This is a genomic window from Streptomyces sp. 35G-GA-8, from assembly GCF_023534745.1.
Classification (GTDB): Bacteria; Actinomycetota; Actinomycetes; order Streptomycetales; family Streptomycetaceae; genus Streptomyces.
In genome coordinates this window covers 470,028-487,795 of record NZ_JAMHJQ010000007.1, presented here as the reverse complement: position 1 = coordinate 487,795, position 17,768 = coordinate 470,028, and the positions used below count along the sequence as shown (strand labels likewise).

The window sequence follows — 17,768 nt, the reverse complement described above, 5'->3', positions numbered from 1 at the left end:
GGGGCGGCGGTTGCTGCTGGTGCTCGACTGCTGTGAGCGGATGGTGGCGGCGGTCGGGCATCTGGTCGGTGAGCTGCTGACGGCCGCGCCCGGCCTGACGGTGCTCGCCACCAGCCGGCAGCCGCTCAGGACGAGGGGTGAGCACTGCCTCGACGTCCCGCCGCTCTCCCTGGAAGGGGACGACCAGGTCTTCCGGCTCTTCCGCGACCGGGCGGCCGACACCGCGCCCCAGGTGTCCCTGGACGACCCGCGCACGGCCGCCGCGGCCGTCCAGATCTGTCATCGTCTCGAAGGCATTCCGCTGGCGGTCGAACTGGCCTGTGCCCGGCTGGCCGATCACTCCGTCGAGCAGGTCGCGGATCTGCTGACCAGTCGGCTGGAGGTGCTGACCGACGAGACGGTCTGGCCCCGCCGCCATCGCGCGCTGCGTACCGCGATCGGGTGGAGCCATGAGCTGTGTGCCCCTCTCGAACGTCTGCTGTGGGCCAGGCTCTCCGTCTTCCGGGGCGACATCGGGGCGGCCGACGCGCGGGCGGTGTGCGCCGGAGGCCCACTCGGTGCCGACGCGGTCACCGCCGCCCTGGCGGGACTCGTCGCCAAATCCGTCCTGCGCCAGGACGGCGGCGCGGACGGCCGTTACCGCATGCTCGACACGCTGCGCGAATATGGCGCCATGTGGCTGGGCGAACTCGGCGAGGAGAAGCTTCTCGCCGACCGGCACGCCGCCCACTTCGCCGAACTCGCGCGCCGCGCCCACGCCGGCTGGACCGGACCCGACCAGGTCGCCTGGTACCGGCGGATCACCGACACCCACGCCGATCTGTGCGCGGCGCTCAACCACCTTCTCGACGAGGATCCGGAAACGGCCGTGGAGATGGCGGGCCGCGTCGGCTTCTTCTGGAGCTGCTGCGGTCATCTGCACGAGGCCCGTATCTATCTGGAACACGCGCTCCACGCCCACCGTGCCACCGGCCCGCACCGTACCCGCGCCCTCTGGGCCCTCGGCATCACCGTCATGCTCCAGGGCGACCACGAAGGCGCCCACCGCATCGGTGAACAGTGCACCGAGGCCGCCTGGCACGATCAGGACCCCGAATCACTGCTCTCCGCCGGGTATCTCGTCAGCCTCACCTGTCTGATGATGGGCCGCGCGCAGGCCGCCCACACCGTCGCCGACCGCGCGCTGCGGGCCCGTCCCGGCGGTCCCTTCGACTCCCCGTCGCAACTGCGCTGCCGGCTGGTCGTGGTCTTCTCGCTCACCGCGCTCGGCCGGCTCGACGAGGCGCACACGGCGGCCACGGAGCTGCGCCGGGTCTGTCTGGCCCGTGGCGAGTGCTGGACCAGGGCCTACGCCGACTACCAGCTCGCGCTGGTGCATCTGCTCCAGGGCCGGCCCTACCAGGCGGAGGCGTTCGCCCGTTCGATGGTCAGCGGCAAGGAACAGCTGGGCGACAGCTTCGGCATCGCGCTCGGACTCGATCTGCTCGCCGCCGCGATCGCCGCCCAGGGCGACGGCGAACGGGCCGCGCACGCCTACGGCACCGGCCAGGCCTTCTGGCGCATGGTCGGCCATCCGCAGCGCGGCACCCCCGAACTCGCCCCGGTCCGCGCCGAGTGCGAACGGCAGGCGCGCGCGGCCGCCGGGAACCCTGTGTACGACGAGGCGTTCCACCGCGGACTGGTCGACGACGGCGAGAGCGGTCTCAGCCGCGCGCTCCAGGGCCATCTGCCGGACGCCTGAACCGGCCCGCCCGCGCGCGGGATCGGCCGTGCGGCGGTATGAATCCGGCCGTACGGGCAATCCGTTGGGTATGACGTCCACCGACGCGCATCAGGAGAAGCCCCGGAGCCGCACCCGGCTGTCCCGCTGGGGCAGGCCCTCGCTCGCACTCGTCGTCGTGGCCGCGCTGCTCTTCGCGGGCAGCCGACTCGATCTGCTCCCCGGGTTCGGTGATCTCTTCGGCGAGGAGACCAACGACCGTACGGGACCGACCCTGCTCGAATCCATCCAGGACCTGGACCGGTACGAGGCGGCCTCCGGCAACTTCCAGGTCGTCGTCGACCTGGAGAAGGACACCAAGTACCTCCCGGACGCGATCCGCGGCACCCGCACCCTCTACGTGGGCGCGGGCACCGTCTCCTCCTACGTCGACTTCAGCGGCCTCGGCGAGAAGAGCGTCCAGGTCAACGAGGAGCGCACGGCCGCCACCATCCGACTGCCGCACGCGCGCCTCGGCGAGCCCGCGCTCGACCCGGAGCGCTCGTACGCCGTGTCCAAGGAACGGGGGCTGCTCGACCGCCTCGGGGACCTCTTCTCCGACAACCCGGCCGACGAGCACGCCGTGAACCTGCTCGCGGCCCGCCATATCGGGGACGCGGCCAAGGACAGCGAACTCACGGCGCGCGCCGAGAAGAACACCACCGGCATGCTTGAGGGGCTGCTGCGCTCGCTCGGCTTCACGGAGGTGAAGGTGGTCTACGGCTGAGCCGCCGCTTCTCTCCCTGGCCCCCGCTGCGCGGGCAGTCCCGTGCCCAGCGTGGTGAGCCGGGCGAGCAGTTCGCCGAACGCGCCGTCCGCCGGTTCGTCGGCGACGATGCTCAGCAGGATCGTCGCCATCTCCTCGTCGTACGCCGCGCTCACGGCGGCCAGTGCCGCGAAGTCGTGCACCAGTTGCAACTCCAGCTCGGCGCGCGGGACGTGCCGACCGTCCAGCCAGATCAGCGCCTTCGTCTCGGCCAGCGACACCCAGGACCGTATGACCAGCTCCAGCCGCGCGGGCGGGTCCTCGACGCCGAGGTGGGCAAGGATCTGTTCGTACGCGGCCTGCCGCACCTCGTCGATCAGCGCGTTGGCCGTCGAGGAACCCACGGCGGGACCGCCGCGCATCAGCGCGGAGAAACCGGCGCCGTGCTCGTCGACGAAGTCGAAGAAGCGTCCCATGACCCGGAGCAGCCGCGCCCCGAGAGGTCCTTCGCGCGGCTCCACGAAGCGGGTCGCCAGATCGTCGGCGGCGCGTCGCACGGCGGCCTCGTACAGGCTCTGCTTGCCGGGGAAGTAGTGGTAGACGAGCGGACGGGAGATACCGGCGGCGGCAGCGATCTCGTCGATCGAGACATCCTCGGGAGACCGGCGGCTGAACAGCTCAAGCGCCACGCCGATCAGCTGCTGCCTCCGCTCTTCCACGCCCATCCTGCGGCGCACCCCGGTCGTCATACGAACAGCCTAACGGGCGGCTCCCGGCGGGTGTCCGTTACGCTCCGGACCCATGAGCGCATCTGACCAGGACGAGGCCATGGACACGCCGGTACCTGAGCCCCACGACGGCGGACTGACGCCCCGTCAGGCCAGGACAGTGCGGATCGCGTTGGCGTCGGTGCTGCTGGTCGGTCTCGCCGCGCTGCTGGCGGTCCGGCTCGCGGAACGGACCTCGGTCCTGGTGGTCGGGGTGTACGGGCTCGCGATGATCCTGTGCGGTGTGGTGATCGAACTGAGCCGCCACGGCCGTACGCGGCTGGGCACGTGGCTGCTGGGCGTGGGGCTGGTGGCGGCGCTGGGCGCGGACTGGCTGCTGCTGCCGTGAGGTTGGGGCGCGGGCACGGGGTGTGACGGGGGCCGATGTCGTGGGGCCCGCCGTCAGCGCAGCGAGTCCACCCGCGTCCCGTCCGGAGTCCTGCCGTACAGCTCGGCCCGCGCGCCCTCCTTCGCCCGTACCGCCAGCAGGTTCCCCCGCGCGCTGCCCCGCACGCCGCCCGACACCTCGACCGACTCCAACCGGCCGCTCCCGGCGGCCAGCACGTACCACTGCCCGCCCCGCGACTTCCACAGCACGCCCGCCAGCACCTGTGACTCCCGTCCCCCGCAGGCCGGTGAGTTCTCCGCACGCGCGGCGACGGCCCCCGGCGCCGCGTTCTCCGACGGCGCCTGGAACTGTGCCAGGACCCGGCTTCCCGGGCCCCGCCAGGTCTCGGCGCGGGTGCAGAACCAGGTCGCCGTGCCGTTGGACTCGGGCAGCGCCTGCCGCGCGTACGGCCAGGAGTTCACGGACCGTACGCCGTGGGAGCGCATCGCGGGCAGCAGACAGGCGGTCCTGGCCCAGGCGGCGCGGTCGGCCGGTGCCGACACATCGCCGGGGGCCGACGGCGGCCCCGAGGTCAGCCGGGCGGGCGTCAGCTCGCCGAGATCGGTGAGCAGCCGGTCCGCGGTGCCTCCGGCCGCCTCCGCGGCGCTCGCGTCGCCGGCCTCCCCGTTCGCGGCGTCGGCCTCCCCGCTCGCGGCGTCGTCGCCGCCGGGCCCCGCGCTGCCGTCGCGTACCGACAGCGTCTCCCAGGAGCGGCAGTCGGGGGCCATCGCCGGGCTCGCCATCGGGTCGGTCACCCCGTCCGCGTCGCGCCGCAGAGGCCGCACGGGCCCCGACGGGTCGAGCAGATCGCGTACCGACGTACCGCGCACCCATGGCGCGGTCAGATACCGCACATTGCCGTCCGAGCGGCCGACGACCAGCGCCCCCGACGCCGCGGCGTCCGCGCTGTCGACCCGCGCGAAGTCCAGGGCGGCCAGGCCCTGCCCGCCGGCCGCGGGCTCCGCGTAGCGCACCACCCGCAGGCCGTCGTGGAAGAGCACCACCCGCGCCGCGTCCACCTTCCCCGCGTACAGCAGCTGCGGCGATCCCATCGGCGGGCCCGAGGGGGTGGCGGGCGTCGCCGACACCTGTACGGAGGCGCCGGGCGCGGCCCAGGCCTTCAACGCCCGGCGCAGCAGCGCGCGGTCCTTGGCCAGCGGCCCGCGCGCGGGCCAGACGGAGAAGTCCGTACGGGCGGAGGTCTGCCACGCGGCGGGCGCGATACGCCGCACCCTGGCCGGATCGAGGGCCGCCGCGAGGGCGGCGCCCCGGCCGTACGCGGGATCCCCGTCGTCAGGACCCCGGCCGCCGGGCAGTCCGAGGAGTGTCCCGCACAGCAGTAGGGCCGCCCCGGCGGCGAGCGCGGCCCTGCCGTACTGGCGGCGGCGCATCAGATCGGTGGGCCTGGCCTGGAGCGAGCAGGGATCGAACTCCGGTGAGCGCAGCAGCTCCACGGGGTCCGCCGTACCGATCCGCTGCTCGGCGGCCTCGGTCGCGTCGGTGAGCGCGCTCTCCGTGTCCTCGGCCCCGGCCGCGTGGAGCAGCCGGCATACCTCCTCGTCGGTCAGCAGCTCAAGACCGCGCAGCGCGAACGCCGCGCGAGCCGGTCCCGAGAGGACGGAAAGCCGCTGGTCCAGGGCGAGTTCATCGGCGCCGCCCGAGCGCGGGAACAGCCGCAGCCCCCAGACGCGCGGCAGCAGCGGAGGCAGTTGGGCGCGCGTGGGCCGGGCGAGCCTGCGCAACGGCCGCCCGGCGTCGAGCGCCTGGCGCAGCACGCGCTCGCGTACGTACACATACCCCGGGTTCCGCCCCGGCCCGGTGGGGGTCCGGCCGGCGGCCCATGCGCTCCCCTCGGCCCCCACGGGCCCCTCGGCGTGGTTCTGCGCGGGGATCGCCGACCGGCCGGACGGCGCCGCCGTGCGCCCGCGCGGCAGCGAGCGCTGTACGAGCGCGTGCGCGGTCAGCACACGCCGGTTGCGGCCGAGCGACGGCGGCAGCACGAGATACGCGAGGCGTACGAGACGGGTGTAGTGCTCGACGAGAGCCGCCTCGGCCTGCTCGACGCCGAGGGCGCCGGGGGCGGTGAGGGGAGCCGCGCCGGACACGGACGTATCCGCGCGAGCGGCTGCGGATGTGGCGGTCGAGGCGGCGTCGGCGCTGTGTGGGGGCACGTTGAGCAGAACGAGCGATTGGTCCGATGGTCACCCCGGAATCCGGCCGTTCCGCCGCGCGGCGACCGGGTGTCGGGGACGATGGGCGCATGCGTACAGAACGATCCCTGGTGGTGCTCGCGGCCCTGGCCCTGGCGCTGACGGCGGGCTGCGGCGGCAACGAGGAAAAGGCCCCCACGACGCCGGACACGGCGACGGGGAGCCTCGAACAGATCGCCTCGAAGGCGGAGTGCGAGCCGAACATCCAGACCGACGCCGACGAGTTGCGGCAGGGCAACTGCACGACGGACGACGGGAAGTACGTGCTGGTCACCTTCGCCACCGACCGCGGTCTGCGCGAGTGGATCAACGAGGCCAAGGACTACGGCGGTGCGTATCTCGTCGGCAGGAAATGGCTCGCGGTCGGTGACGAGAAGGTGGTGACGGCGCTGCGCGGCCGGCTCGGCGGGACCGTGGAGGCCGGCTCGTCGCACCACTCGGAGGGAAGTGGTGGCGGTGGGGGAGACGAGGAGCACTCCGGTCACCGGACGAACTGACCGCGCAGCGCGGATGTGGGGGGACGGGGTGGGTACGGGAGGCCAGGAGGCGGGGGCCCCGGCCGGGGACGTGGTCGGGGCCCCCGGGTCCTACGCGCCCTGCCTCACCTGCACGTGCGTCCGCCGTTGACGCAGCTCACGACCTTCTTCATCAGTTTGTCGTCGAAGACGTTGATGAAGTCGCCGTGATCGGTGATGGGCTTGTGCAGCTGCTCCGGGAAGGAGTCCACGGCGAAGCCGGGCCCCGGCGGTACGTCGTACACCACACGCTGCTGGAGCTGGGGGATCGCCTTGAATCCGTTCTGGCAGCGGCCGTTCCGATCCGCGAACGCCACATGCGTACGGTGGTTGGCGCTGTCCGCGTTCCGGCCGTCCCAGCAGCTCTGGAACTTGAAGGTGCGGACAACCTGGCTGCCCTCGGGGCAGATCGGGTATTTGTCCTTGAGCTGGCGGTTCTCGAATCCGGTGCAGCTCCATGAGGCATTCGCATTGGCGTCACCATTGGTGAATGCCTTGGCGTCGCCGGTGATGATCCGCAGGAACCGCGGCATGGCGGTGACCTTGGACTTCGGACTGCCGGCGAATGTCAGGGTCACCTGGGAAGGCGTCTGGATCTCACCGACATTTCCTTCCTTGCCGCCGCCGTCCACATCGGCGTCGTCCTCGTCCTGGCCGTTCTGGAGACGCAGCACCGGCCAGTAATAAGTGGACTTGTCGCCCTGATTACGGCAACTGGTCTCACCGGCCGCGAGAGAGTCGTCGGTCGCGAACGCGTCATTGGCCTGGTTGCCGACATAGTCATGCATATGGTGTGCGCCATTGCTCACACCCGGGGCGACGATGACATTGTCCGAATTGAACTTTCCGGCCTCGTTGACCCCGCAGTCGGTGGTGAAGGTGCCCTTGGAGCCGCCGCGGGCGGTCCTGACCTTCTGGACATTGGGCCGGACGGTGGTGATGTCGACGAAGTCGGAGGCCTCGGGGCCGTTACCGGCCTGGCCACCGCCGTTCTGACCGTCGCCCTGGCCGCCGTCCTGCCCGCCGTCCTGGCCGCCGTTCTGGCCCGGCTGCCCGCCGTTCTGGCCGTCGTCCTGGCCGCCCTGGCCACCGTTCTGACCACCCTGACCGGGGGAGGTGCCGCCGGCCCGCAAGGTGCAGGGCGCGAGCCCCTCCAGCCCCTGCGGACGCTCCGCCACCCTGCCGATCGAGATGGCGATCCGCTCAAGCGTGGCCGTTCGCTTGTCCTTCAGCGGATTGAGAACGGCATTGTCGGCGAATCGCGGATCCCGCTCGATCTGGGCCTTCTCATCGGCGAATCGTTGGTACGCCTCGGTGATCTGGCTGTCGATGAGGGCGAGATTCCGGTCGACCTCGGAACGCGCCGCGTCCGGCACGTTCGCCAACTGGTCCTGGGTCGCCACATCCGGGCAGTCGATGGTCGACATCGATTGCCACACATTCTGGGTCCTGGGGGCGGACCGGTTGGCGTCGCCCTCACCCGCGGACGCGTAGACATTGACCGCTACCAGCCCACCCCCGCCCAGGAGCAAGGCAGCCGTGGCGACAATCGCCCGGTTTGCCAGTGTGGAGCGTTTTCTCGATGTGCGTGGCATGGAACTCCTCAAGCTTCGTCGCCGGTTACGGGAAAGCGCGGCAGGGGAGAAGCGAAGCGCACCGTTCCATACGGACCCGGGCCGGTGGGTGTTCAGCGGCCGGGGGAATTCATAGAAATCTCCAGCGCCAAACCGGGCGGATGCCCCTCAATCACCTGCCGTGGTCCAGATAGGCGAGAACCGCCAGCACCCGGCGGTTGTCGTCGTCCGACACCGGCAGATCCAGCTTGGCGAAGATGTTCGAGGTGTGCTTGGCCACCGCCCGCTCCGTGACGACGAGTTGGGCGGCGATCGCGGCGTTCGAGCGGCCCTGTGCCACCAGCTCCATCACCTCGCGCTCGCGCGGGGTCAGCCCGCCGATCGGCTTGTCCTGCGCCCGCCGGGAGAGCAGCTGCGAGATCACCTGCGGATCCATCGCCGTACCGCCCGCCGCGACCCGGCGCACGGCGTCGATGAACTGGTCCGCGTCGAAGACCCGGTCCTTCAGCAGATACCCGATGCCGCCGTTGCCGTCCGCAAGCAGCTCGCGCGCGTACAACTGCTCGACATGCTGGGACAGTACGAGGACCGGCAGACCGGGCCGGGCGCGGCGCGCCGCGAGGGCGCACTGCAGGCCCTCGTCCGTATGGGACGGCGGGAGCCGGACGTCGACCACGGCGACATCCGGCTCCAACTCCGCGAGGGTCTTGGTCAGTTCCGGCCCGCTCTCCACCGCCGCAAGGATCTCGAAGTCGTACGCCTCCAGCATGCGGACCAGACCGTCGCGCAGCAGGAAGAGATCTTCGGCTAGGACAACTCGCAAGGGATCTCCATGGTGACCATGGTGGGACCGCCCGCTGGACTGCTGACGGCCAGGACGCCGTCGAATGTACCGAGTCGGCGTTCGAGCCCGCTCAGCCCCGAGCCGGTACCGACCGTCGCGCCCCCGCCGCCGTTGTCCGTGACGGCGATCCGCAGCATCCCCCCGGAGTGCGACATATCGACCCATACCCGGTCGGCGCCCGCGTGCTTGACCACATTGGCCAGCGCCTCGCTCACCGCGAAGTACGCCGCCGACTCGACCGGGGCGGCGGCACGGCCCGCCAGTTCCACCTGCACCTCGGTGCGCACCGGCAGTCGCAGCGCCAGCGCCTTCACGGCGTCCCCGAGACCGCGCTCGGCCAGCACGGGCGGGTGGATGCCCCGTACGAGATCGCGCAGCTCGGTGAGCGCCTCCGCGGAGGACTGCCGGGCCTTGCCGATCAGCGCCTTGGCCTTGGCCGGGTCCTTGTCGATGAGTGCTTCGACGGTGCCCAGATCCATGCCCACGGCGACGAGCCTGGCCTGCGCCCCGTCGTGCAGATCGCGCTCGATACGGCGCAGTTCGGCGGCGGAGGTGTCCACCGCGTCGTGCCGGGACTCGGTGAGCCGCTCGATCCGCAGCGCCATCTCCTGGTCGCTGCCGGGGGCGAGGAGCACCTTGGTCAGCAGGAAGTGGCCGCGCAGCAGATCCGCGTTGTAGCGCAGCCCGAGTCCGAGCAGCACCGCGCCGAGGCCGGCCGCGGCGAGTCCGCTCAACTGGCTGCTGACCGGTATGAACGTGTACCAGTACCGGTCGTCCTCGAACACCCGCCACAGGCCGGCGGCGAGTACGAACCCCTCCACCGCGTAGATGAGCAGGGCGCAGGACAGGATGGCGGTGAAGAAGCCCGCCGTCATGTCGACCAGCAGCCACTGGAGATCGCGCCAGGTGGCCGGGTCCTTCAGCATCAGGGAGCAGCGCTCCACTTGGCCGGTGACACCGCCGCGCGGATCCGCGGGGAAGGGCCGGTAGGGGACCGGGATCCGTACGTCCGACCACTGCGAGGCCAGCAGCCGGCGCTGATTGGCATGGGCCCTGACCATCGTCAGCACCCAGGGGGTGGTGAAGACCCCGAAGCCCAGCAGGATGAAGGCGAGGGAGAGCACCGTCAGCACGAAGAGTGTGATCGATCCGGCGAGCGAGACGACCGACAGCATCAGTCCCCGCCCGGCCGACACCAGCGGGCCCGGCCTTTTCGTCATGCTGTCCATGGCGTACTTCTCTCCCTCTCGGCCGACGGGCCCGACGGCCATCCCGGCGGTCCGACCACCGGACCTGGCACCAGTCTGACCGGCGCTGTTCGGCGGTGGCAGCCGGTCGGCCCCCGGTCCGGGGTGGTGCTGGATACACCCCGGGGAATGTCAGTGGTACCTGGCACGATCGGTGCCACGGGATGAGCGTGATGGGGAACGACCAGGGGGCACACCATGGGTACGTGGGACACCGGCCACTTCGACAACGACGCCGCGGTGGACTTCTCGGCGGACCTGGACGAAGTGACCGTCGAGCGGCGTACGGAGATCGTGCGGGCCGCGCTGCTGCGGGTGGTCGGCGGGGATGGTGGGGAGGGCGGCGGAGTTGGCGCGGCCGGTCCGCTCGACGGTGATGCGGGGGCGGTCGCCGTCGCCGCGGCCGCGCTGGTGGCGGAGCAGTGCCCCGGTGGGCCGCCCGTGGAATCGGTGTACGGCCCGGAGGAGCCACTGCCCCGCCTGCCCGAGGAGCTGAGGGAGCTCGCGGTCCTGGCCCTGGACCGGGTGAGCGAGGCGGGGTCCGAAGTACGCGACCGCTGGGTCAAGGCGGACGGCGAGTCCGGCGCGTGGCACCTCGGAGTCGCCGAGCTGCGGGGCGCGTTGACGGCGGCGATAGCGGGACGGAGGGAGCGCTAGCGGCGGGCGGACGGGGCGGACGGGGCGGGGCTAGCCGAGGCCCTGTCGGGCCAGAACCTCCGCTTCCACCTCCGGTGCCAGGCCCACCGGCGGGCGGTCCGGCCGCTGGGGGGCCCGGCCGCCGATCGAGCCGAGCCAGGACCAGGTGTCCGCCACCGTCTCGGCCACGGGGCGGCAGCGCAGGCCCGTGGCAAGCGCCTTGGACACATCGCTGCCGTGCAAGGTGTCGTGCATCTCGCCCGGCGGGATCCAGACCGGCAGATCGGACCAGGGCTCGATCCCGGCGGCGAGGATCGTCTCGGGGTCCGTCCAGCGCAGTTCGGCGTCGGACCCGGTGACCCGTACGCAGGCGTCGAGCAGCTCACCCATGCTGGTGTGCCCGGCCGGGCTCACCAGGTTGTACGGGCCGCCCAGGCCGTCCCGTACGGCGTCCAGGGTCCATTCGGCGAGGTCGCGCGCGTCGATGTACTGCACGGAGTTGTCGCGCGGCCCCGGCGCCAGTACGGGGCCGCCCCGCGCGATCCGCCCCAGCCACCACGGCAGCCGGCCGATGTTCTCCCCGGGCCCGAGGATCAGCCCGGCACGGACCAGCAGCGCCCGGTCGCCGAAGACCGCCTCGGCGGCCAGCTCGCCGCCGCGCTTGTCCTGGGGGTACGCGGTCTGCCCGGCGGCCGCGGAGGCGCCTTCCACCAGGGGGCCGTCCTCCGTGAGCCCGGCGGGGGCGGGGTTCGCGTACACGGAGCGGCTGGAGATGTACACGTACCGTCCGACGCGGTCCGCCAGCAGCCGGGCCGTGGAGAGAACCGCCGACGGCGCGGCCGACCACGTGTCGACGACCGCGTCCCAGGCATCGGCACCGTCCGAGAGGCCCGAGAGGCCCGAGAGGTCCGAGAGGGCGGCGAGACCGCCCGGGGCGGTGCGATCACCGCGCAGGGTGGTCACACCGGCGGGTGCTTCGTGATGGCCGCGGTGGAAGACGGTCACCCGCCAACCGCGGGCGAGCGCCGCCTCCGTGACCGCGCGGCCGACGAATTCCGTACCACCGAGGATGAGGAGTCTCATGGCACCGACTGTGCCGCCGCGCCCGCGCCGAGGCCAACGAATTCGCTGCCAGGGGAATCATGGATCCCCGGCATCTGCCGTACGCACCCATGAGGATGGCAGCATGTGCCCACCATGACAGATGTCAGATCGCCGATACGCGCCCTGCGGGCCGCCGCTTTCGCGGCGGTATGCGTGACTTTGGCGGCGGTGGGGCATTCGTTCACATCCGGGCATGAGATCCCGGTCGGCGCGCTGTGGACGGCGTTCGGAGTGACCACGGGCGTGGCCTGGCTCGCGGGCGGCCGGCGGCGCGGGTTCCGCTCGATCGGGGCCGGGCTGCTCACCGTCCAGGGCGGACTGCATCTGATCTTCGCCGGAGCGCTGCCGCTCGGTGGGGCCCTGTCGCCGGACCACACACCGCACGGCGCTGACGGCGTCACCGGCACCGGCACAGGCCCGGCCGCAGGTCCCGGCTCCGGCACCGGCATGGACATGGGAGTCGGCGCGGGCGCGGGCGTGCCCATGGGTGAGCACACCGGGAGCGGCGCCCTCCCCGTCGACACCGGTATCCCCTTCGGCCTGGACGGTCCGCTGGGGATGCTCGCCGCCCATCTTCTCGCCGCGGCCGTCTGCGCGCTCTGGCTGGCCCGCGGCGAGGCCGCGCTCTTCCGGCTCGCGACCGCCCTCGGCGGCCTGGCTCTTCCGCCGCTCCGGCTGCTGCTGGCCTCGGTCCGGCCGGCCGTCGCGGCACTGCCGGAAGGTGCGGTACGACCCGCCGCCGACGCTCCCGCGGCGCACCGTTTCCGGGGCGTGGTCCTCGCGCACACCCTGTCGCGGCGGGGCCCGCCCGAGAGCCGTATCTCTCGCGCCACGGCCCCGGCAACGGCCCTCATCACCACTGTCCGACCTTAGGCAGGCAGGGCGGCCCCGGGGTCCGCTTTCCCATGCCCACGCCAACACCTAGGACAGTCATGGCCATTGACGACCCCGTACAGGGGCCCGAGACCGACGACCGGCCGACCCGCCCCGGCACCAGAACCGGCGCCCATACCGGCACCCCCTCCGTCTGGAGTTCCCTGCGGCCCCTCGTGCTGCGGCTCCACTTCTACGCGGGCCTGCTCGTCGCCCCGCTGCTGCTGGTCGCCGCCACCAGCGGATTCCTCTACGCGCTCTCCTTCCAGGCGGAGAAGGTCGTCTACCGCCACGAGCTGCGGGTCCCGGTCGGCGACCGTACCCTCCCGCTCTCCGAACAGCTCGACGCCGCCCGCGCCGCCCGCCCGGACGGCACGGTCACCTCCGTACGCCTGCCCTCCGAGGAGGGCGCGACCACCCGGGTCCTGATGAGCACGCCGGACGCCGAGGAGAGCAAGTCCCTCGCCGTCTTCGTGGATCCGTACACCGCGGAGGTACGGGGAGAGCTGACCAGCTACGGCAGTTCGGGCGCCCTCCCGCTGCGCACCTGGATATCCGAGCTGCACCGCCATCTGCTGCTCGGCGAGCCGGGGCGCGTCTACAGCGAACTCGCCGCCAGCTGGCTGTGGGTGGTGGCCCTCGGCGGCGTACTGCTCTGGCTCGCCCGTACCCGCGCCTCGAAGCGCGCGCTGCTCACACCGGAGCGCGGGGCCACCGGCCGGCGCAGAACGCTCTCCCTGCACGGTTCGCTCGGTCTGTGGGCCGTGACCGGGCTGGTGCTCCTCTCCGCCACCGGGCTCACCTGGTCGAAGTACGCGGGCGAGAACATCGGCTTTGTCAAGGACCAGCTGGGCGGCGGCACGCCCGCCGTCTCCGCCGCGCTCGAAGGGGGCACGGGCGGAGCGGGCGGCGGCGGTCATGAGGGCCATGAGTCGATGCCCGGTATGGAGGACATGCCGGGGATGGAGGGCATGAGCGGTGGGGACGTCGGTATCGATCTGGCGGTCGTCGCCGCCCGTCAGGCCGGTCTCGACGGACCGGTCTCGGTGACCCTGCCGACGGAGGGCACCGGCTATGTGGTCGCGCAGACGGACACCCAGTTCCCGGTACGGCTCGACTCGGTCGCCATCGACCCCGCCAACGGCACGGTCATGGACGAACTGCGGTTCGCCGACTACCCGTTGCTCGCCAAGCTCACCCGCTTCGGCATCGACGCCCACATGGGCCTCTTCCTCGGCGTCGTCAACCAACTGGCACTCGCGGCGCTCGCCCTCTCACTGATCCTGATCATCTGCTGGGGCTACCGGATGTGGTGGCTGCGCCGGCCCACCAAGGACCGGAAGCTGAGCGCGGGCAGGGCGATTCCGCGCGGTGCCTGGCGCAAGGTGCCACTGACCGTGCTGCTGCCGCTCGCGGCGGCTGTGGCGCTGATCGGCTGGTTCCTGCCGCTGCTGGGCATCAGCCTGCTGGTCTTCCTGGCACTGGACGGCCTGCTCGCCCTGCGGGCCCGCGCCCGCGGCCGTACAGCCCGCACCTGAGGGGCGCGGGGGAAGCCCTGCCGACACCTGCTCGGCAGGGGCTCGGCAGGGCTTCCCCGTATCGCTTTCTTCGTATCGCCTTCCCGTACCGCCCCGCCGTTTCGCCTCGGTCAGGGCGTGTACTTGTATCCGACCCGCCGTACGGTCTGGATGCTGTGGCGGTGGGCGGTCCCCAGCTTGCGGCGCAGCCGCGCCACATGGACATCGACGGTCCGTCCGTCCCCCACATGCCCGTAGCCCCAGACCGTGGTCACCAACTGGTCGCGGGTGTGCACCCGGTGGGGATGGGCCACCAGATGCGCGAGCAGCTCGAATTCCAGATACGTGAGGTCCAGCTGCTGTCCGTCCACGACGGCGGTCCGCTGGACGCTGTCGATCGACACGGGGCCGTTGTCGGCACCCCGCGACCCGGCCCCGGGGGACCCGGACCCGGCCCCGCCCGTGGCCTCCGCGGCGGTGAGGGACGGCGCCGAGGCCGCCGCCAGTACCGCCGCGTGCTGATCGGCCGGTACGAGGACGAGATAGCCGATCATCGGCGGCTGTCCCGGCAGCGAGGGCAGGGTGTGCTGGGGCGCGGGCAGCCAGGTGGCACCGGGCGGCAGGAAGTCCACGACCTGTCCGGCGGCGACCCCCGCCGGGAGAGACGGGAGAGACGGCAGCGTCGGGACGGTCGGGAGCGTCGGATGGGCGTGCCGGGCGACCGGGGCGGTTTCGTCGCGGTCGACGGCGCGGAGCCGGTGCCGGCCCGGCGCGGCCTGCTTCTGGTTCAGTGCGGCTGCGGTGGCGGTGGCGGACGCGGGGGCGCCCGCCGACGCGGACGCGGAGGAGAAGGGGCGGGGATTCGCCATGGGAGGTCAGCTCTTTCGCGCGAAGGAGTCGTCGAATCGACGGGACGGACGGGATGTACGTCATGCGCGGCGGCCGAAGGCCGGAAAGAAGGCTTTAGAGGGCCGGCGCGTTCCACGCGCGGCAACACACCCGGTCGAAGTCGTGATGCTGCCGGGACGGCCAGAACGGCTCAAGGTCGGAGCGACCTGTCGCGGGGTGCTGGAAGCTGGCCATGTCCCCATTGAAGCAGATGCCGTACGGGAGCCGCAGGTCCCTTTCGGCTGTCGATACGGCCCGGTCACGTGACGGCCGACACAGCGCGCGACACACCTCACGGCGGGGAACGCGACGAGGGGGCGCCCGCCGTATGGCGGTCGCCCCCTCGCGGAGTGCGGTGCGAGCCGGGTACGAGCCGACGGCTCAGACCTGGCCGGCCTTCTCCAGCGCGGTGCAGCAGGTGTCGACGATCAGCCGCGTCACCACATACGGGTCGACGTTGGCGTTCGGGCGGCGGTCCTCGATGTACCCCTTGCCCTCCTGCTCGACCTGCCAGGGGATACGGACGGAGGCGCCGCGGTTGGAGACGCCGTAGCTGTACTCGTTCCACGGGGCGGTCTCGTGCAGACCGGTCAGCCGGTCGTCGATGCCCGCGCCGTAGTTCTTGACGTGGTCGAGCGGCTTCGAGCCCTCGCCGAGCGACTCGCACGCGGTGATGATCGCCTCGTACCCCTCGCGCATCGCCTTGGTCGAGAAGTTGGTGTGCGCGCCCGCGCCGTTCCAGTCGCCCTTCACCGGCTTGGGGTCGAGCGTCGCGGAGACATCGAAGTCCTCGGCGGTGCGGTACAGCAGCCAGCGGGCGATCCACAGCTGGTCCGCCACCTCCAGCGGCGCCAGCGGACCGACCTGGAACTCCCACTGTCCCGGCATGACCTCGGCGTTGATGCCGGAGATGCCGAGGCCCGCCTTCAGGCAGTTGTCGAGGTGCGCCTCGACGATGTCACGGCCGAAGATCTCGTCCGCGCCGACACCGCAGTAGTAGCCGCCCTGGGCGGCCGGGAAGCCGCCCTCGGGAAAGCCCAGCGGACGGGCGCCCTTGAAGAAGGTGTACTCCTGCTCGATGCCGAAGATCGGCTCCTGGCCCGCGAACCTCTCCGCGACCTCGGTCAGCGCCGCGCGCGTGTTGGACGCGTGCGGCGTCATGTCGATGTTCAGGACCTCGCACATGACGAGGACGTCGTTGCCGCCCCGGATCGGGTCGGGGCAGGAGAAGACCGGCTTGAGTACCCGGTCGGAGGCGTGACCCTCGGCCTGGTTGGTGCTCGACCCGTCGAAGCCCCAGATGGGCAGCTCCGCGCCGGCGTTGAGGATCTTCGTCTTCGAGCGCAGCTTGGCGGTCGGCTCGGTGCCGTCGATCCAGATGTACTCAGCCTTGAAGGTCACGGGTCTCATCCTTTGCGGGTGCAGCAGGTATGTCCCGAAGCTTCGCAATCCGTGATTTCCCGTCTGTTGCCCCGCTGTGAACCACGCGTTACTCAGGTTTCCTTTGTTTCAGCCGCTGTTCCCGCGGTTGGCCGGGCGGCAGCGGCGAATCGCACCTAGGGCGTGTATCGAAAGTCCCGCCTGGCTCGCGACGCCCGGCACGCACGCTCGCTGCGTTGTCGGAGTCGTCCAAGTAGCTCCGCTACGAGGACGATCCTCCGCCTTGCGATCGCACGCACCGGACGCCGCGAGCCCCGCCCTGCGGGCGGACGGCGCTACTTTCGATACACGCCCTAGGTCCGCGCCCCGGTCGCGAGTACCGACACGGCACACTGGCCGTCATGAGCAAGCTACGCATCGGACTTCTCGGCACCGGCCCCTGGGCGGAACGCACCCACGCCCCCGCCCTGGCCGCCCATCCCGGACTCGAACTCAGCGGCGTCTGGGGGCGGCGCCCCGAGGCCGCGTCGGCTCTCGCCGCCGCCCACGGCGCGACAGCCCACTCGGGCGAGGTGGGCCTCGACGCGCTCTTCGCCGAGAGCGACGCCGTCGCGTTCGCCCTGCCGCCCGACATCCAGGCACCGCTCGCGGCGCGCGCCGCCGCCGCGGGCTGCCATCTCCTCATGGACAAACCCGTCGCGACGACGGTGGCGGGCGCCCGTGAGGTGGCGGACGCGGCGGCGGCCACCGGGGTCTCGTCCGTCGTCTTCTGCACGCTGCGCTTCGCGGCGGGCACCGCGGGCTGGCTCGGTGAACAGGCCGCGAAGGGCGGCTGGTTCACCGCCCACGCGTACTGGCTCGGCGCCCTCTATTCGCCGGGCGGGACCAGCTCGTATGCCGACTCCCCCTGGCGCCGCGAGAAGGGCGGCCTCTGGGATGTCGGCCCGCACGCGCTGTCCGTGCTGATTCCACTGCTCGGCGAGGTGACCGACGTGACGGCCGTACGCACCGAGCCGGACCTCACCCACCTTGTGCTGCGGCATGTCTCCGGCGCGGCCAGTTCGGTGGCGCTGAGCCTGAGCGCGCCGAAGGCGGGCGCGGGTACGGGGATCGAGCTCCGGGGCGAGCACGGCACGGCGGCGCTGCCGGGGGAGTGGGGAGACCCGGTCACCTCGTTCGGGGCGGCGGCCGACGCGCTGCTGGAGTCGGTCCGTACGGGGCAGCCGCACGCCTGCGACGTACGGTTCGGGCTCCGGCTGACGGAGATCCTGACGGAGGCGGAACAGCAGATCAGCGCCTGAGTACCTGAGCACATAAGCGCCGGCAGAGGCCGGTCGGGCGGTCCTTGAGGACCGCCCGA

Annotated in this window: 16 protein-coding genes; 8 read left to right on the top strand and 8 right to left on the bottom strand. The window is 72.0% G+C overall.

The genetic code is table 11. The features are described 5' to 3' along the window. Both M1203_RS18970 and M1203_RS18965 read left to right on the top strand, forming a co-directional pair. A partial coding sequence (locus tag M1203_RS18970) for a regulator (RefSeq protein WP_249950921.1) occupies window positions 1-1,741 on the top strand: 1,741 nt, incomplete at its 5' end. A 70-nt stretch (window positions 1,742-1,811) separates the two neighbouring features. Continuing rightward, complete coding sequence (locus tag M1203_RS18965; RefSeq protein WP_249950920.1) at window positions 1,812-2,486, top strand: DUF4230 domain-containing protein; 675 nt, start codon at window positions 1,812-1,814, stop codon at window positions 2,484-2,486. Here the strand turns inward: M1203_RS18965 and M1203_RS18960 are convergent. Beyond that, complete coding sequence (locus M1203_RS18960) at window positions 2,477-3,214, bottom strand: TetR/AcrR family transcriptional regulator (protein WP_249950919.1); 738 nt, start codon at window positions 3,212-3,214, stop codon at window positions 2,477-2,479. The two genes, M1203_RS18965 and M1203_RS18960, sit on opposite strands and share 10 nt — an antisense overlap. A gap of 52 nt (window positions 3,215-3,266) precedes the next feature. On the opposite strand from M1203_RS18960, the gene M1203_RS18955 reads away from it, so the two are divergent. Further along, complete coding sequence (locus M1203_RS18955; RefSeq protein ID WP_249950918.1) at window positions 3,267-3,581, top strand: hypothetical protein; 315 nt, start codon at window positions 3,267-3,269, stop codon at window positions 3,579-3,581. A gap of 53 nt (window positions 3,582-3,634) precedes the next feature. Here M1203_RS18955 and M1203_RS18950 read toward each other — a convergent pair whose 3' ends face one another. After that, window positions 3,635-5,725 (bottom strand): hypothetical protein, encoded by a 2,091-nt coding sequence (locus M1203_RS18950; protein WP_249950917.1) that lies wholly within the window; start codon window positions 5,723-5,725, stop codon window positions 3,635-3,637. A gap of 155 nt (window positions 5,726-5,880) precedes the next feature. Between M1203_RS18950 and M1203_RS18945 the strand changes: the two genes are divergently transcribed. After that, complete coding sequence (locus tag M1203_RS18945) at window positions 5,881-6,327, top strand: hypothetical protein (RefSeq protein ID WP_249950916.1); 447 nt, start codon at window positions 5,881-5,883, stop codon at window positions 6,325-6,327. 104 nt (window positions 6,328-6,431) lie between these two features. On the opposite strand, the gene M1203_RS18940 is transcribed toward M1203_RS18945, so the two are convergent. The 3 genes from M1203_RS18940 to M1203_RS18930 all read right to left on the bottom strand — a co-directional run bounded on the left by M1203_RS18940 (window position 6,432) and on the right by M1203_RS18930 (window position 9,992). Continuing rightward, on the bottom strand, window positions 6,432-7,940 hold the full coding sequence (locus M1203_RS18940) for a DUF1996 domain-containing protein (RefSeq protein WP_249950915.1): 1,509 nt from the start codon (window positions 7,938-7,940) through the stop codon (window positions 6,432-6,434). Between the two features lie 151 nt (window positions 7,941-8,091). Then, window positions 8,092-8,742 carry a response regulator transcription factor gene (locus M1203_RS18935; RefSeq protein ID WP_249950914.1) on the bottom strand — a complete coding sequence of 217 codons (651 nt, stop codon included), beginning with the start codon at window positions 8,740-8,742 and terminating at the stop codon, window positions 8,092-8,094. Then, window positions 8,727-9,992, bottom strand: a complete 1,266-nt coding sequence (locus M1203_RS18930) for a sensor histidine kinase (RefSeq protein ID WP_249950913.1) — start codon at window positions 9,990-9,992, stop codon at window positions 8,727-8,729. The genes M1203_RS18935 and M1203_RS18930 overlap by 16 nt, the downstream gene beginning before the upstream one ends. Window positions 9,993-10,208: 216 nt before the next feature. Here M1203_RS18930 and M1203_RS18925 point away from each other — a divergent pair, with 216 nt between their 5' ends. Continuing rightward, window positions 10,209-10,667 carry a DUF4259 domain-containing protein gene (locus tag M1203_RS18925; RefSeq protein WP_249950912.1) on the top strand — a complete coding sequence of 153 codons (459 nt, stop codon included), beginning with the start codon at window positions 10,209-10,211 and terminating at the stop codon, window positions 10,665-10,667. Window positions 10,668-10,697: 30 nt separating this feature from the next. Here the strand turns inward: M1203_RS18925 and M1203_RS18920 are convergent, their stop codons facing one another. Beyond that, a complete protein-coding gene (locus tag M1203_RS18920) occupies window positions 10,698-11,729 on the bottom strand; it encodes an NAD-dependent epimerase/dehydratase family protein (RefSeq protein ID WP_249950911.1) in 1,032 nt (343 codons plus the stop codon). 114 nt (window positions 11,730-11,843) lie between these two features. On the opposite strand from M1203_RS18920, the gene M1203_RS18915 reads away from it, so the two are divergent. Further along, window positions 11,844-12,623: a hypothetical protein gene (locus M1203_RS18915; protein ID WP_249950910.1), complete on the top strand. Its 780-nt coding sequence runs from the start codon at window positions 11,844-11,846 to the stop codon at window positions 12,621-12,623. A gap of 59 nt (window positions 12,624-12,682) precedes the next feature. Next, on the top strand, window positions 12,683-14,161 hold the full coding sequence (locus M1203_RS18910) for a PepSY domain-containing protein (protein ID WP_249950909.1): 1,479 nt from the start codon (window positions 12,683-12,685) through the stop codon (window positions 14,159-14,161). A gap of 110 nt (window positions 14,162-14,271) precedes the next feature. On the opposite strand, the gene M1203_RS18905 is transcribed toward M1203_RS18910, so the two are convergent. Then, complete coding sequence (locus M1203_RS18905; protein ID WP_249950908.1) at window positions 14,272-15,009, bottom strand: winged helix-turn-helix domain-containing protein; 738 nt, start codon at window positions 15,007-15,009, stop codon at window positions 14,272-14,274. Between the two features lie 400 nt (window positions 15,010-15,409). Further along, window positions 15,410-16,429 (bottom strand): glutamine synthetase, encoded by a 1,020-nt coding sequence (gene glnII, locus M1203_RS18900; RefSeq protein ID WP_249950907.1) that lies wholly within the window; start codon window positions 16,427-16,429, stop codon window positions 15,410-15,412. Between the two features lie 380 nt (window positions 16,430-16,809). Between glnII and M1203_RS18895 the strand changes: the two genes are divergently transcribed. Continuing rightward, the gene (locus M1203_RS18895; RefSeq protein ID WP_249950906.1) at window positions 16,810-17,709 is read left to right on the top strand and encodes a Gfo/Idh/MocA family protein; all 900 of its coding nucleotides are present in this window, start codon (window positions 16,810-16,812) and stop codon (window positions 17,707-17,709) included. The last annotated feature ends 59 nt before the right edge of the window (window positions 17,710-17,768 follow it).

What these genes read in the sequence shown, in the direction of transcription:
- M1203_RS18955 (WP_249950918.1), top strand. Translation starts at nt 3,267, where the DNA reads ATGAGCGCATCTGACCAGGACGAGGCCATGGACACGCCGGTACCTGAG.
- M1203_RS18945 (WP_249950916.1), top strand. Translation starts at nt 5,881, where the DNA reads ATGCGTACAGAACGATCCCTGGTGGTGCTCGCGGCCCTGGCCCTGGCG.
- M1203_RS18910 (WP_249950909.1), top strand. Translation starts at nt 12,683, where the DNA reads ATGGCCATTGACGACCCCGTACAGGGGCCCGAGACCGACGACCGGCCG.
- M1203_RS18960 (WP_249950919.1), bottom strand. Translation starts at nt 3,214, where the DNA reads ATGACGACCGGGGTGCGCCGCAGGATGGGCGTGGAAGAGCGGAGGCAG.
- M1203_RS18905 (WP_249950908.1), bottom strand. Translation starts at nt 15,009, where the DNA reads ATGGCGAATCCCCGCCCCTTCTCCTCCGCGTCCGCGTCGGCGGGCGCC.
- M1203_RS18925 (WP_249950912.1), top strand. Translation starts at nt 10,209, where the DNA reads ATGGGTACGTGGGACACCGGCCACTTCGACAACGACGCCGCGGTGGAC.
- M1203_RS18915 (WP_249950910.1), top strand. Translation starts at nt 11,844, where the DNA reads ATGACAGATGTCAGATCGCCGATACGCGCCCTGCGGGCCGCCGCTTTC.
- M1203_RS18965 (WP_249950920.1), top strand. Translation starts at nt 1,812, where the DNA reads ATGACGTCCACCGACGCGCATCAGGAGAAGCCCCGGAGCCGCACCCGG.
- M1203_RS18920 (WP_249950911.1), bottom strand. Translation starts at nt 11,729, where the DNA reads ATGAGACTCCTCATCCTCGGTGGTACGGAATTCGTCGGCCGCGCGGTC.
- M1203_RS18930 (WP_249950913.1), bottom strand. Translation starts at nt 9,992, where the DNA reads ATGGACAGCATGACGAAAAGGCCGGGCCCGCTGGTGTCGGCCGGGCGG.
- M1203_RS18940 (WP_249950915.1), bottom strand. Translation starts at nt 7,940, where the DNA reads ATGCCACGCACATCGAGAAAACGCTCCACACTGGCAAACCGGGCGATT.
- M1203_RS18895 (WP_249950906.1), top strand. Translation starts at nt 16,810, where the DNA reads ATGAGCAAGCTACGCATCGGACTTCTCGGCACCGGCCCCTGGGCGGAA.